Genomic DNA, 13,618 nt, shown 5'->3' with positions numbered 1-13,618 from the left:
GCGTGTTTCACGCGGCGTCGTGGCGGATGCGTCGCCGCCGGGTCAGCCGCGGCAGGTGGAGGCAGGTTGGCCCAAGGGGGCGGACGTTAGCACCGCTCCCGATTTTGAACCGCGCCAGTCCGGCGGCGTGTTGGGTATCAACGCTGCCAAGGTCGAAACGCTCATACCCTTTCTGAGAGAGCCAATTCATTGCTTCCCAGAGGCCGAGGTTGTGTGCGGATAGGCGTCGCCCGTCCGCACCGGTCCAACCGATATGATAGGTGGCGACAGGTTTGTGAAGAAGTATCAGCAGATACGCCAACGCCTTTTCGCCCTGAAAAATCGTGAACAGACGACTGGCTTTCGGATTTGCCTGCACCCAGGCGCGTATAAACCCAGGCGGCAGCGCCTTGTATTGCCGTTGCATGCGCTGAGTGGCTTCATGGATCAGCAGCGGCATATCACGATCTGTCTTGAAAGGTCGGTGCATGACGCGCAAATCCGCGTTCTGGGCGCGGCGCAGGCGGTTGCGCCATTTCCCGTGTTGCGCTGCAAGAAGGGTATCAGGGCCCGCTTTCAGGTCGATTTCTGCGACATGTTGCGAGGACATCAGGGCTGTGTGCGGAAAATAATGCGCATCTTCCGGGGTTTCGGGCGCAATGACCCATATTGCCCGCGTGTCCAGTGCATTCGGCAATTCCCGGACAACATTGGAACGATCTTTTGATGAGGTGCCGGCCCAGACCGGCCCCCGTGGAAGCCAGGCAATGTTCAGCGGGCCGAATTGCCGGGTCACAACCTGAACTTTGGCGATGGGCGTTGTGCCTTCATAGGCGAAAACAGTGTCCACCGAGGCGCCCAGTTCACGGATTGCCACAGCGTAGCCTTCTGTTTGTTGCAGGGCACAGGGAAGGCATGGAAAATTCTCTGGGGGGGATCGGTGAAATTCCATGTTCCGATTAACCGAATGAAAACCTAATTCGTGGTTAATCGAGGCTATGGCATATAAAAAACACCACGTCCTTGGGGTTTATGCACCAGCCCCGCGTCCAACCCTTGGTGCCGCGCTCCTTCTGGCGGTTGCCCTCAGCGTTCCGGTCTCTGTCTTTTTAACAGTCGCCGACATGCTGTTCTAACAAAAAAGGCCGCCCATGAATGGGCGGCCTTGTCCTGCTGAACTCTCAAACAGATCAGAACGGAATTTCGTCGTCGATGTCGCTTGACGGCGCACCGCCGCCCATCGGGTCACCTTGTGATGGGCCGCTGTCATAGCCACCCTGGCCCCCGCCGTAGCCGCCACCACCACCGCCGCCTTCGCCACGACCATCTAGCATGACCAGCGTGCCATCAAAGCCCTGCAATACGACTTCGGTGGAGTACCGGTCCTGACCGGATTGGTCCTGCCATTTGCGGGTTTGGAGTTTGCCCTCGATATAAACCTTTGATCCTTTGCGCAGGTACTGCTCGCACACGCGCACCAGACCTTCGGAAAAGATCGCAACCGTATGCCATTCCGTGCGTTCGCGGCGTTCGCCGGTATTTCGGTCTTTCCAAGTTTCAGAGGTGGCGATCCGCAGATTGCAAACCTTGCCGCCATTCTGAAATGTCCGCACTTCGGGGTCGCGGCCCAGATTACCCAGAATGATTACCTTGTTTACCGATCCGGCCATTTTGACCTCCTTGTCGTTTGCAGTCTTATTTTGGTTAGCGGAGGTTACATCATCTCCTGCGCTTGAAGGAAAGCCGAAACGCTTAACAATTTCTTTCGATCTGGCGAGATGGGGCCGAAGTTGCGGGCAAATCTGGATATTTTCTTTAAACCGGCTATATTGCTCAAAAATGCGGTTGGGGCTGTGACAGGTATGCAAAAGATTGTGGCTGGGGTTTTGGCTTTAGGGGTGGCATTGCCCTCGGGCGGTATCGCCGAGACGTTATCAACGAAATCACGGGCCAAATTGTTTAAATCGCAAACCAGCGTGCTGGATAACCGGGCACGTCAGCAATACAACAACTCGGTGCGCCTGAAGCCGCAAAAGGTGATTACGCCAACGAAATGGGGCGACGAATCAACCGCATCTTATGTGGGCAAATATCGCGGGCAGTACCTGCAAATGGCGAAGGATGCGGCGCGCCGTCATGGCGTACCAAGCGATTTGTTCCTGCGACTTGTTCAACAGGAATCCGGATGGAAACCAAAAGCGCTCTCTCATAAAGGCGCGATTGGTCTGGCGCAACTGATGCCCGGAACGGCCCGGAAGTTGCGGGTCAATCCGCATGACCCTTACGAAAACCTGGAAGGTGGCGCGCGCTATCTTGCCGAACAGTACCAGACGTTCGGATCCTGGCGCCTGGCGCTGGCGGCTTATAATGCCGGGCCCGCAGCGGTTAAGAAATATGGCGGCGTGCCGCCCTACAAAGAAACCAAGAACTACGTCCGTATTATTTGGGGCAGCTGACTGCTTTTCAGGGACAACGTATCAATCACAAAATTCGGAGTGTTTCGGGCTGGAACCTAGTCGACCAGTACCGGTTTGCGGGATTTGCTCTTGCGCAGGCCAGACGGGGTTTGACCGGTGTTTTGCAGGATGAAACGAGAAAAATAAGCGGCGCTATTGAAACCCAGCCGAGACGCGATGTTCTGAATTGGGTCGCTGCTGCTCTCCAGCAACTCGCGGGCGGCGTGGACCGTGCGTTGGGTCAGCATGTCGGCGGCCGTCAATCCGCAACACTGGCGGCAGCATCGTGTCAGATGAGTTGGCGTCACACCAAGCGCCCGGGCGTAATCTGCCATCGGCTTGCCGCTTTGGTAGTCACGTTCGATCAGGGCGGAAAAGGCCCGGAGAAGGTTTTCAGCGGCGTTGGGTTTTTGCGGCAGAGCGTCTTGCATGATCATGGCGCGCCGTAACCAGACGGTCAGGAGGTGCGCGTGAGCCTGCATGGCCTCATCCGCGAAAGCGCGGGTGCTATTCTGTTCGCGTTGAAGCGCGTCGAGAATCGCGGTCAGTTCAGCCTGGGGTTGGGCGTCGCGAATGCGCAGATGCTGAGATTCGTCCGGCATCAGGATTGGGCTGCCCGCCGGAATAAGCGTGATAAGCCCAAAGACCTGCTTTCCAAGATCAAATGAAAACAATGACTTCGCGGGCAAAGCGAAGGCATTATGAACGCCCACACCGCGCCTGCGCCCCTCGATTGTACACACCCCCTGGCCACGGGTGATCCAGATGAAGGCATGGGTATCGAGGCTGTGTTGCAGCTCCCAACGCCAAGGGGCACCGTCGGCCCATTGGGTTAAAGTCTGTATGCGTATCCGATGAGGCATGCCAAATTCGGGCCGGGTGTTGGGGATAGGAATAGTCTAGCGAATGGTACGGGTTTATCAATTATTTCAGCAGGCTATGTCAAAGAGCTAATGGATCGATCGGCGTCCAACCGCGCATGCGGGCACGAAACCACGTTCGTTGCCGTTTGGCGAATTGCCGTGTGGCAATGGTGGCGCGCGTTCGCGCCTGGTCCAGTGACACCTCTCCGTTGAGATGGGCGATCAGTTCCGGCGCACCGATGGCCTTTGACGACAAGCGCGACGGGTTCCAGTTAGCCAGGTTGGTTTTGGCTTCCTGAAGCGCACCCTGGTCCAGCATTTGATCGAACCGGTCCGCGATCCTTGCGTTCAGCCAGTCTTTGTCGGTGTCAAACAGAATCGCCGTCGTTTGAGAGAGCGGCAAGAGGGGTGGTGGTGTCTGATCTTGCCAATTGACCAGACCCTTGCCGGTTGTACGTAAAACCTCCCAGGCGCGCTGAACCCGCATCGGGTTTTGAATGTCGATACGTTGACGTGTGGCATCGTCCACCTGTGCCAACATTGCATCAAGGCCCTTTTCCCGCAGGAGCGTATCTGCTGCGCTTCGGATTTCGGCTGGTGTGGAGGGTATGTCGGCCAACCCCTCGGTCAGCGCGGTAAAATAAAGACCCGTGCCACCGACGATGATCGGGCGTGACGCCGAGGCAAGCAGTGGTTGCAGTTCGCGCAGCCAATGCCCGACCGAATAATCCGCGTCAGCGGCGATATGGCCGTAAAGCTTATGAGGGGCTGTAGCTTCGTCTTCGGATGAGGGGCGGGCGGACAGGATACGCCAGTTGGCGAAAACCTGTATCGCATCAGCATTGATGATCGTTCCACCCTGATTTTTTGCGATATGCAGTGCCAGCGCGGACTTGCCCGAAGCCGTGGGGCCGGCAATCAGGACAGGTTGATCCGCAGGGATGTCTAATGAAAGTCGCATCAGAGCCGTCAGATACGGCAGTTCTGGAAAATTTACGAGGCAGTTTTGCGCGAAATCGCTGGCTGGACGGACTCTGTGATTGAACCCGCCCGACTTTTCGGACATTTTGCGCGCGATTACCCGATGGCCCCAAGCGGAGAGCGCCGATGTCTGACCCCCAGTCCCACCAAACCAAATTCAGCCGCGTCATGTTGAAGATATCTGGCGAAGCGCTGATGGGGGATCTGGGATATGGCTTGCACCCGCCCACGGTCGAACGGATCGCGCGCGAGGTCAAGATCGTGCATGATCTTGGGGTCGAGATCTGCATGGTGATCGGCGGCGGCAATATCTTTCGCGGGTTGCAGGGCAGCGCGCAGGGGATGGAGCGGACGACGGCCGATTACATGGGCATGCTGGCCACGGTGATGAATGCGCTGGCGATGCAAAGCGCGCTGGAAAAACTCGGTGTCTATTGCCGGGTGATCAGCGCCATCCGGATGGACGAAGTGGCCGAGCCCTACATCCGCCGCCGGGCGGTGCGCCACCTTGAGAAAAAGCGGGTCTGCATCTTCGCCGCGGGCACCGGCAACCCCTATTTCACTACTGATACGGCGGCGACGCTGCGGGCCAATGAAATGGCCTGTCAGGCGATCTTCAAGGGCACCAAGGTGGACGGTATCTATGACAAGGATCCGGTGACAAATGACGATGCCAAACGTTATGATCGCGTTTCTTATGACGAGGTGCTGGCCAAGAACCTGAAAGTGATGGATGCCAGCGCGATTGCACTGGCGCGTGACAACAGCCTGCCGATCATCGTGTTCAGCCTGGATGAGCCCGGCGGGTTCAAAGGTATACTGGCCGGGGACGGTACCTATACAACCGTGCACGGTTGACGCTAAATAAGAACAGGCACGATTGAGGCCGAAACAAAGGAAGAACCGTAATGGCGGAAGACTTTGAGATTGATACAGGTGATCTGCAGCGGCGTATGGACGGTGCGATCGCATCATTGAGAACGGAATTTGCATCGTTGCGCACCGGGCGCGCCTCGGCCAGCATGCTTGAGCCGGTCATGGTGGACGCCTATGGCCAGAACACGCCGATCAATCAGGTGGGGACGGTAAACGTGCCCGAACCGCGGATGGTGACGGTGAATGTCTGGGACAAGGGCCTGGTGGGCAAAGTCGAAAAAGCGATCCGCGAAAGCGGTCTGGGCATCAATCCGCAGCTTAACGGCACGATCATCATGTTGCCGATCCCCGAACTAAACGAAGAGCGCCGCAAGGAGTTGACCAAGGTTGCCTCGCAATATGCCGAAAATGCCCGGGTGGCCATCCGCAACGTGCGTCGCGACGGGATGGACCAGATCAAGAAAGCCAAGGCTGACGGCATGTCTGAAGATGATCAGAAATTCTGGGAAACCGAGGTTCAGGAACTGACCGATACGTTTATTGGTAATGTCGATGACGCGTTGGAGACCAAGCAAGCCGAGATCATGCAAGTTTAATGACCGTTCAGCCGGATAATCCCGAACTGGGTCAGCCACCATCGGGCCCTTGTCATGTTGCGATCATCATGGATGGCAATGGACGTTGGGCGCAGGCCCGCGGCAGACCAAGGCTGTTTGGCCACCATGCGGGCGCGCGCCGGGTTCGGGATATCGTCGGGGCCTGTCCAGAACTCGGGGTCAAATATCTGACCATTTTTGCCTTTTCGACGGAAAATTGGAAACGCACCCAGACCGAAGTTGCCGGTCTGATGACTCTCTTTCGCCGCTACATCATGAAAGAGATGCAGGAATTTGTGAAAGCAAATGTGCGGGTGCGGTTTATCGGGGATCGCCCACGCCTTGATGAAAAACTGCGTGGCCTGATGGACGAAGCCGAGCGGATGACCAATCAATGCACCGGCACAAACTTGACAATCGCGCTTAATTACGGCGGGCGTGATGAGGTGTCGCGCGCGACCAAGCGGTTGGCGCAGGACGTCGCCGTCGGGCGATTGGACCCCAAGGACGTAGACGAAGAGACGTTGCCGAAATATCTGGATACCTATGTGTTGCCAGATCCCGATCTGGTCATTCGGACCAGCGGAGAGGCGCGTATCTCGAACTTTCTTCTCTGGCAGTCCGCTTATTCGGAATATGAATTCATCGACACGCTCTGGCCAGACTTCACCAAGGAAGTGTTCAGCAAGCTTCTCAGTGGCTATGGGGCGCGCGAACGACGCTTTGGGGCCGTGTCTGTATGAGCGACGCCGCCAAATGGTCAGACCTCGCCCCTCGTGTCGTGTCGGGTGTGGCGATGGCTGGTGTCGGGGCCGCAGATATCTGGATCGGCGGTGTAATCTTTGAGATCACGGTAATCGGCCTTTGCGCGCTGATGCTATGGGAAGCGGCGCGGATGTTCGGGGCCGAGCAAACCGCCGCCATCCGCATCAGCCTTCTGGGTGCTGCGGCTTTTACCTTGGCCAGTGTCGCGCCTTATCTTCTGGTAATGCCGCTTCTACTGGCAGCAGCTTTGGTCGGCGCGGGGCAGGTATCGCGCGAACGGGCGCTGTTCACACCCTTTGCCGCATGGATCCTTGTGTCCGGATTTTCGATCTGGATACTGAGGCAAGAGGCCGGCGTGATCTGGATTTCATGGGTCGTATTGGTTGTGATTGTCTCGGACATCGCAGGCTACTTTGCAGGCCGTATGTTGGGCGGACCCAAATTCTGGCCAGCGATCAGCCCAAAGAAGACATGGTCCGGCACGGTGGCGGGCTGGATCGGTGCGGCAGTGATCGGCCTGTGCTTTGCCAGGGCCACACAAGCGGGCTTGATACTTGTACCGATCTCGATGGCGGTCGCGCTGGCAGGTCAGATGGGTGATATCCTGGAAAGTTTCATCAAGCGCCGGGTCGGAGTTAAAGACAGCTCAAACCTGATCCCGGGTCATGGGGGCGTTCTGGATCGGCTTGATGCTCTTCTGGGGGCGGCGATGCTGGTGATGATCCTATGGTCCTTGCAGGTGTTGCCGGGGCTGTCATGAAAAAAATCTCGGTTCTGGGCGCTACCGGATCAGTTGGACAAAATACGATTGATCTGCTCCGGCGCACGCGGGAAGACTACAACATCGTGGCACTGACCGGCGGACGTAACATCGCGCAACTGGCTGCAGATGCCATCGAGTTACAGGCGGATATCGCCGTTACCGCGTATGAAGACCTTCTGGACGATTTGCGCGCAGCGCTTGCAGGTAGCGATGTCGAAGCTGCCGCCGGTGAAGAAGCCATTGTCGAGGCCGCTTTCCGTCCTGCGTTTTGGGTCATGTCCGCAATTGTTGGCGCGGCTGGGCTGCGCCCGGGGCTGGCGGTGTTGGAACAAGGGGCTACGCTGGCATTGGCGAACAAGGAATCGCTGGTGGCGGCCGCGCCGTTGCTGCTGGAGACGGCGCGGGCCAACAACGCCCGTATCCTGCCGGTCGACAGCGAGCACTCTGCCATCTTTCAGGCCTTGGTTGGCGAGGATCGGTCAGCGGTTTCCCGTGTGATCATCACCGCCAGTGGCGGGGCGTTCAGGGATTGGCCATTGGAAAAGCTGGCCACCGCCACGATCGAGCAAGCGTCGACCCATCCGAATTGGGACATGGGGCAACGGATCACGATTGATAGTGCCTCGATGTTCAATAAGGCGCTTGAGATGATCGAAGCGCGAGAATTCTTTGGGTTTACCCCCGAGCAGATCGAAGTGTTGATTCACCCGGAATCGACGGTTCACGCATTGGTAGGGTTCAAGGATGGCGCGCTGATGGCCCATGTTGGCCCGCCGGATATGCGCCATGCGATCGGGTATGCGTTGAACTGGCCGCGTCGCGATACGCTGCCGGTCGAGCGGTTGGACCTTGCAGCGATTGGGCAACTGTCGTTCCGGACGCCAGATTTGAACCGTTACCCGGCCTTGGGGCTGGCACATCAGGTGATGGAAGCGGGTGGTCTGAGCGGTGCCGTCTTCAACGCCGCCAAAGAACGCGCGCTGGATCATTTCATCGGCGGCCGCATCGGGTTTTGGGATATGAATGTGATCGTCGAAGAGGTATTGAACCGGCAATCGCCCGGCCAGAGCCACAAAGATGTCTCGATCACCCTTGATAGAGTGCTGCAAGTGGACCATCTGGCACGTATATGCGCCGATGACGTCATGCGTGAACAGGCAAATAGGAAGTAGATTTGGATATCACCACACTGATCCCCCAGTTCGGCAGTCTCTTCACGACGATCCTTGCGTTTGTTGTGGCGCTTTCGGTCATCGTGGCCATCCACGAATATGGTCACTACATCGTGGGGCGATGGTCTGGCATCAAGGCGGATGTGTTTTCGCTGGGGTTTGGACCGGTGCTGTTTTCCAAGGTCGACAAATACGGCACACGCTGGCAGTTCGCGCTTTTGCCCTTTGGTGGATATGTCAAATTCATGGGCGACGCGAATGCCGCCAGCGCCAATACCGACAAAGATGCCGTGCAGGAAATGCCGCCTGAAATGCTGCGCCAGACCATGCATGGCGCCCCGCTTTGGGCACGCGCTGCTACCGTAGCTGCGGGGCCTGTCTTCAACTTTATCCTGTCGATCGTGGTTTTTGCGGGCTTGATGATGTTTCAGGGCAAGGTTGCCGACCCGTTGGTTGTTGGCGAGATTTCACCATTGCCGGGCGAAGAATACGGCCTTCAGGCGGGTGATCAGCTAGTTGCGATTGGGGGTAATCTGTTGCCGGAAACCGGGCAGGGTGGTTCGCTTGATGACCTGATCCAATCCTTGCCGACTGATCGGAACCTGCCGTACACCGTTCAACGCGACGGTCGTACACTTGAGGTTTCAGGCCCGTACCCGATGCCGCCGCGGGCAGTGAATATCTCACCGCAATCGGCAGCATATGATATCGACATGAAGCAGGGCGATGTCATCCTTTCGGTCGACGGGCAACCGATTTCCGCCTTTTCCGAGCTGAAAGACATCGTCGAAACCTCAAACGGGCGCGCGCTGCAACTGAAGGTCTGGCGTGCGGGTGAAGTTCTGGATTTTGCGCTGGCGCCTCGACGCGTGGACGAGCCGCAGCCCGAAGGAGGATTCAAAACCAGTTGGCGAATTGGCATCTCCGGAGGGCTTGCGTTTGAGCCAGCGACGGAAAGACTGGGATTTGGCGCCGCCGTTGCGGGTGGTTTTGAACGCACCGGCCAGGTGATTGAGACATCATTGTCGGGGCTTTACCACCTGGTCGCGGGTAAGATCAGCAGTTGCAACATGACCGGCCCGATTGGCATTGCCCAGGTTTCCGGCGCGATGGTGCGTCAGGGCGCGGACAGTTTCATTCTGTTTATCGCTTTCCTATCAACGGCTGTGGGGCTTCTGAACCTTTTCCCGATCCCGGTTCTCGATGGTGGCCATCTGGTGTTTTATGCCTATGAGGCCGTTGCCGGTAAGCCCCCCAGCGATGCGGTACTGCGGGTTTTGATGACCGTGGGCCTGACCCTGATCCTTGCTCTTATGGCGTTTGCAATTGGCACTGATCTGCTCTGTCCCTGAGGGTTCGCGTCACATTATCGCCACATTCTGAAACCTAAACATGCCACATTCTTTTGCCATTCTGTTGGAGGTGAAAGGAGTGGCATAGTCACATCATGCAACAGATCGCTCATGGATATCGCGGGCTTAGCCTGCTGTTCAATCTGAACTGGGACCGGATCGTGTATCTGGCCACGATTCTTGTTGCCTTGATGCTTGGCGCTTTTGTCGGCTCGCTCTAAGCACTATATTCCCTAAATTTCGGCCTCTTTATGCTATGTGTGCACGGCACTCGATTGGCGTTTTGACAAGCCTCTGTAATCCGGTTACTGACAATTCGTAACGGGGTGTCTGACTGGGTTTGACCAATGAAAAGTGTGATGAAGCGGCTGGGTTTTCACTGGGTAGAATCAGGAATTTTCAGAGATCGCTTTAAAACGCTGAGTGTGGCCATCGCCGCCCTTGTCCTTCTGGTCGCATCCGGGGCTGCCGACGCGCAGAACTATCGCTTCAGTTCCGTTACCGTTGAAGGGAACCAGCGTGTCGAGACCGCTACGATCCTGACCTATGCCAATATTTCACCGGGCGACGCGGTTTCCAATGCGCAGGTCAATGACGCCTATCAGAACATCCTGGCCAGTGGCCTTTTCGAAAGCGTTGAGATCGAGCCGCGTGGCAGCAACCTCTACATCAAGGTCATTGAGTTTCCGACGATCAACAAGATCGCGTTCGAGGGCAATCGAAAGCTGAAAGATGACGAGTTGGAGGGCTTTATCGAAAGCCGGCCGCGCCAGGTTTTCAGCCCAACCAAGGCCGAGCGTGACGCAGCCGTTATTTCAGAGGCCTATGGACAAAATGGCCGATCAGCCGCCCGGGTGACCCCGCGCGTCATTCGCCGCAGCGAAAACCGCGTGGACCTGGTTTTTGAGATTTTCGAGGGCAAAGCCATCGAAGTTCAGCGGATCGGATTTGTCGGCAACAAACAGTATTCCGACCGCCGCCTGCGCCGTGTGATCGAAAGCAAGCAGGCGGGTCTTTTGCGGGCCCTGGTGGCGCGTGACACGTTTGTCGAAGACCGGCTGGAATTCGATAAGCAGGTCCTGCGCGATTTCTACCAGTCGCGCGGTTATGTGGATTTCCGTGTGACCGGCACGAATGCTGAACTGGCCCGCGAACGCGACGCCTATTTCGTGACCTTCAACATCCAGGAAGGTCAGCAATTCAGGTTCGGCGACGTAACCACCGTCAGTGAAATGGACGGAGTGGAAGCGGATGAATTCCAAGCTGTCCTCAAGGTGCGCCCGGGCATCATCTACTCTCCGACGCTGGTGGAAAATTCGATCGCACGGATGGAGCGCCTGGCCGTCAAAAAAGGCATTGATTTCCTGCGGGTCGAGCCACGGATCACACGCAACGACCGTGAATTGACGCTGAATGTCGAATTCGTGCTGACAAAAGGCCCGCGCGTTTTTGTTGAGCGTATTGATATCGAAGGCAACACCACCACACTGGATCGCGTTATCCGACGTCAGTTCGATGCGGTCGAAGGGGATCCGTTCAACCCGCGTCAAATTCGTGAGGCCGCCGAGCGCATCCGCGCCCTGCGTTTCTTTGGAAACACGGATGTGAACGCCCGCGAAGGGTCGCGCCCGGATCAGGTGATTGTAGATGTTGATGTCGAAGAAACCACAACCGGTTCGCTGTCGTTTGGTGTCACGTATTCTACCAGTGGCGGTGCCGGTGCCTCGATTGGTTTCCGCGAGCGGAACTTCCTTGGACGCGGTCAGACGCTCGGGTTTTCTTTCGCCGGACGCGAAGACAATGTGAACTACTCGATCAACTTCATCGAGCCGGCGTTCCTAGGCCGTGATGTGGCGTTCGGATTGGATTTCTCGCTGATCGAAACCGATAGCGATTTCAGCCTCTTTGATACGATCAATGGGGTAATCCGGCCCAGCCTGACCTTCCCGGTCAGTGAAAATGGCCGGTTCGAAGTGTTCTATAACGCTGAATACAAAGATATGAACGACTACACGGGTATGTCAGGTATCCTGGCGGCAGAGGTGGCACAGGGGGACACTATCGCAAGCGCAGTTGGCTATTCCTACAGCTACGACACCCGTCGTGGGGGGCTGAACCCCAATGCCGGTGTGCTGCTGTCCTTCGGGCAGGAATTTGGCGGGCTTGGCGGCGATCGTGACTATGTCGAAACATCGGTTCGCGCCATTGCCCAAACTAAAGTCTTTAACGAAGAGGTCACATTGCGTGCAACCCTGGAAGGTGGCGCGCTGAACTATCTGGGTAGTCAGGACAGTCGTTTTGTTGACCGCTACTCGCAACAGATCATCCGTGGGTTTGAACCCAATGGGATGGGTCCGATCGAAGGTAGGACTGCGACCGATCCCGGCGAATTGCTGGGCGGAGACTTTTTCGCCGCATTGAAATTCGAAGCCGAATTTCCGCTTGGTACACCTGAAGAATTCGGCATTTCCGGTGGTGTCTTTTACGACATTGGTTCGATTTGGGGCATTGATTCCTCGAACGCGACCAGTGGGGTGGAATCAACCGGCTTTAATGCTCGGCACGTGGTTGGATTCTCTCTGTTCTGGGCGTCACCGTTCGGGCCGCTGCGCTTGAACTTTTCAAAAGCCCTCAAGTCCGAACCGGGCGATGAGGAGCAGCAATTTGACGTCACGGTCAAAACGGACTTCTGATCATGCGTAACGTGTGGGCCATCATCAGGCTGGTGATTGCCCTTAGCGCGCTGTCAGCATTTCCCGTGGCTGCCCAGAACGTCGGTGTGGTGCAAAGCGATATTCTTGTTCTGGACCCCGACAGATTGTTTTCGGAAACGAAACTTGGTCAGCGCATCAATCAGGAATATCTGGCAAAGCGCGAACAGCTTATTGCCCGCAACCGTACGATCGAAGCGGAACTTGAGGCGGAAGAGCTGTCGCTTACCAAACTCAGGTCTGAGAAAACACCCGAAGAATTTCGCGATCTTGCGGATGCGTTTGATGCCAAGGTTCAGGAAATCCGCCGGGACAGTGAACGTGCTGTGCGTGATCTTGAACGTAGTCGCGACCGCGCGCCTGTCACCTTCATGCGCATTGTCGAACCGGTGCTGGTGCAGTTGATGCGCGATGCGGGTGGGGCGGTCATTCTGGACATTCGAAGTGTTCTGTTGCGTGCAGATGTCGTTGATATCACAGGCGTTGCGATCATTCGTGTCGACGAAGAGATTGGCGATGGTGCCCAGTCGCAGCCGGAAAGTCCGGCAACAGATTCCGAAACCGAAAACTAGCGCCGCTTGCCCATTCTGACCCGACTTGCTAGGGACAATGCAAAGAGCCGTGGAAAAGGACATCACATGACCGAGCCGCTGAAATCTGCTGATATCCATTTGATCCAGCGGCTTATTCCGCACCGCTACCCGTTTTTGCTGGTGGACAAGGTTGTCGATATCGATGGCTATCAGACCGCCCGTGGCATCAAAAACGTCACCATGAACGAACCGCATTTCCAGGGGCATTTTCCCGGTAAGCCAATCATGCCCGGTGTCACGATTGTCGAGGCGATGGCGCAGACCGCAGCCGTCTTGGTGGGGACGGCGCTTGGCATGGAGGACCGCAACATGCTGGTCTATTTCATGTCGATTGATAAGTGCAAATTCCGCCGCATGGTCACGCCCGGCGATGTGCTTGAGATGAAGCTTGAAACGATGCGAGGCAAGCCCGGAGCCAAGGTCTGGAAATTCAACGGTGTGGCCGAGGTTGGCGGTGAAATGGCGGCCGAAGCCGAATTCACCGCGATGATGGATTTGCCAGCGGGGTGAA

At 56.8% G+C, this 13,618-nt stretch carries 15 protein-coding genes; 11 read left to right on the top strand and 4 right to left on the bottom strand.

Translation table 11 applies throughout. The annotated features are described in order from the left end of the window. Nucleotides 1-7: 7 nt before the first annotated feature. Nucleotides 8-856 carry a GNAT family N-acetyltransferase gene (locus Q1B27_RS04830; RefSeq protein WP_299844359.1) on the bottom strand — a complete coding sequence of 283 codons (849 nt, stop codon included), beginning with the start codon at nucleotides 854-856 and terminating at the stop codon, nucleotides 8-10. A 313-nt stretch (nucleotides 857-1,169) separates the two neighbouring features. Next, the gene (gene ssb / locus Q1B27_RS04825) at nucleotides 1,170-1,649 is read right to left on the bottom strand and encodes a single-stranded DNA-binding protein (RefSeq protein WP_299844355.1); all 480 of its coding nucleotides are present in this window, start codon (nucleotides 1,647-1,649) and stop codon (nucleotides 1,170-1,172) included. Between the two features lie 192 nt (nucleotides 1,650-1,841). On the opposite strand from ssb, the gene Q1B27_RS04820 reads away from it, so the two are divergent. Then, entirely contained in the window at nucleotides 1,842-2,435 is a 594-nt protein-coding gene (locus Q1B27_RS04820; RefSeq protein WP_299844892.1) for a lytic transglycosylase domain-containing protein, read from the top strand. A 56-nt stretch (nucleotides 2,436-2,491) separates the two neighbouring features. Here the strand turns inward: Q1B27_RS04820 and Q1B27_RS04815 are convergent, their stop codons facing one another. Both Q1B27_RS04815 and miaA read right to left on the bottom strand, forming a co-directional pair. Then, nucleotides 2,492-3,298 (bottom strand): helix-turn-helix transcriptional regulator, encoded by an 807-nt coding sequence (locus Q1B27_RS04815; RefSeq protein WP_299844352.1) that lies wholly within the window; start codon nucleotides 3,296-3,298, stop codon nucleotides 2,492-2,494. Between the two features lie 79 nt (nucleotides 3,299-3,377). After that, nucleotides 3,378-4,259, bottom strand: a complete 882-nt coding sequence (miaA, locus tag Q1B27_RS04810; protein WP_299844349.1) for a tRNA (adenosine(37)-N6)-dimethylallyltransferase MiaA — start codon at nucleotides 4,257-4,259, stop codon at nucleotides 3,378-3,380. Between the two features lie 146 nt (nucleotides 4,260-4,405). Here miaA and pyrH point away from each other — a divergent pair, with 146 nt between their 5' ends. The 10 genes from pyrH to fabZ all read left to right on the top strand — a co-directional run bounded on the left by pyrH (nucleotide 4,406) and on the right by fabZ (nucleotide 13,617). Further along, entirely contained in the window at nucleotides 4,406-5,137 is a 732-nt protein-coding gene (gene pyrH / locus Q1B27_RS04805; RefSeq protein WP_299844346.1) for a UMP kinase, read from the top strand. 50 nt (nucleotides 5,138-5,187) lie between these two features. After that, complete coding sequence (gene frr, locus Q1B27_RS04800) at nucleotides 5,188-5,751, top strand: ribosome recycling factor (RefSeq protein ID WP_299844344.1); 564 nt, start codon at nucleotides 5,188-5,190, stop codon at nucleotides 5,749-5,751. Then, nucleotides 5,751-6,494 (top strand): isoprenyl transferase, encoded by a 744-nt coding sequence (locus tag Q1B27_RS04795; RefSeq protein ID WP_299844341.1) that lies wholly within the window; start codon nucleotides 5,751-5,753, stop codon nucleotides 6,492-6,494. Before frr ends, Q1B27_RS04795 begins: the two co-directional genes overlap by 1 nt. Continuing rightward, nucleotides 6,491-7,276: a phosphatidate cytidylyltransferase gene (locus tag Q1B27_RS04790; protein ID WP_299844338.1), complete on the top strand. Its 786-nt coding sequence runs from the start codon at nucleotides 6,491-6,493 to the stop codon at nucleotides 7,274-7,276. Before Q1B27_RS04795 ends, Q1B27_RS04790 begins: the two co-directional genes overlap by 4 nt. Next, nucleotides 7,273-8,451, top strand: a complete 1,179-nt coding sequence (gene dxr / locus Q1B27_RS04785) for a 1-deoxy-D-xylulose-5-phosphate reductoisomerase (protein WP_299844336.1) — start codon at nucleotides 7,273-7,275, stop codon at nucleotides 8,449-8,451. The genes Q1B27_RS04790 and dxr overlap by 4 nt, the downstream gene beginning before the upstream one ends. A 2-nt stretch (nucleotides 8,452-8,453) precedes the next feature. Then, nucleotides 8,454-9,803, top strand: a complete 1,350-nt coding sequence (gene rseP, locus Q1B27_RS04780; RefSeq protein ID WP_299844333.1) for an RIP metalloprotease RseP — start codon at nucleotides 8,454-8,456, stop codon at nucleotides 9,801-9,803. Between the two features lie 95 nt (nucleotides 9,804-9,898). Further along, nucleotides 9,899-10,024 carry a hypothetical protein gene (locus Q1B27_RS04775; protein ID WP_299844330.1) on the top strand — a complete coding sequence of 42 codons (126 nt, stop codon included), beginning with the start codon at nucleotides 9,899-9,901 and terminating at the stop codon, nucleotides 10,022-10,024. A gap of 126 nt (nucleotides 10,025-10,150) precedes the next feature. Next, entirely contained in the window at nucleotides 10,151-12,496 is a 2,346-nt protein-coding gene (gene bamA, locus Q1B27_RS04770) for an outer membrane protein assembly factor BamA (RefSeq protein ID WP_299844327.1), read from the top strand. Between the two features lie 2 nt (nucleotides 12,497-12,498). Beyond that, nucleotides 12,499-13,086, top strand: a complete 588-nt coding sequence (locus Q1B27_RS04765) for an OmpH family outer membrane protein (RefSeq protein WP_299844324.1) — start codon at nucleotides 12,499-12,501, stop codon at nucleotides 13,084-13,086. A gap of 66 nt (nucleotides 13,087-13,152) precedes the next feature. Continuing rightward, the gene (gene fabZ, locus Q1B27_RS04760) at nucleotides 13,153-13,617 is read left to right on the top strand and encodes a 3-hydroxyacyl-ACP dehydratase FabZ (protein WP_299844320.1); all 465 of its coding nucleotides are present in this window, start codon (nucleotides 13,153-13,155) and stop codon (nucleotides 13,615-13,617) included. The last annotated feature ends 1 nt before the right edge of the window (nucleotide 13,618 follow it).

Source organism: uncultured Roseovarius sp. (genome assembly GCF_947489715.1).
GTDB lineage: Bacteria > Pseudomonadota > Alphaproteobacteria > Rhodobacterales > Rhodobacteraceae > Roseovarius.
This window is presented reverse-complemented; position numbering and strand designations above follow the sequence as displayed.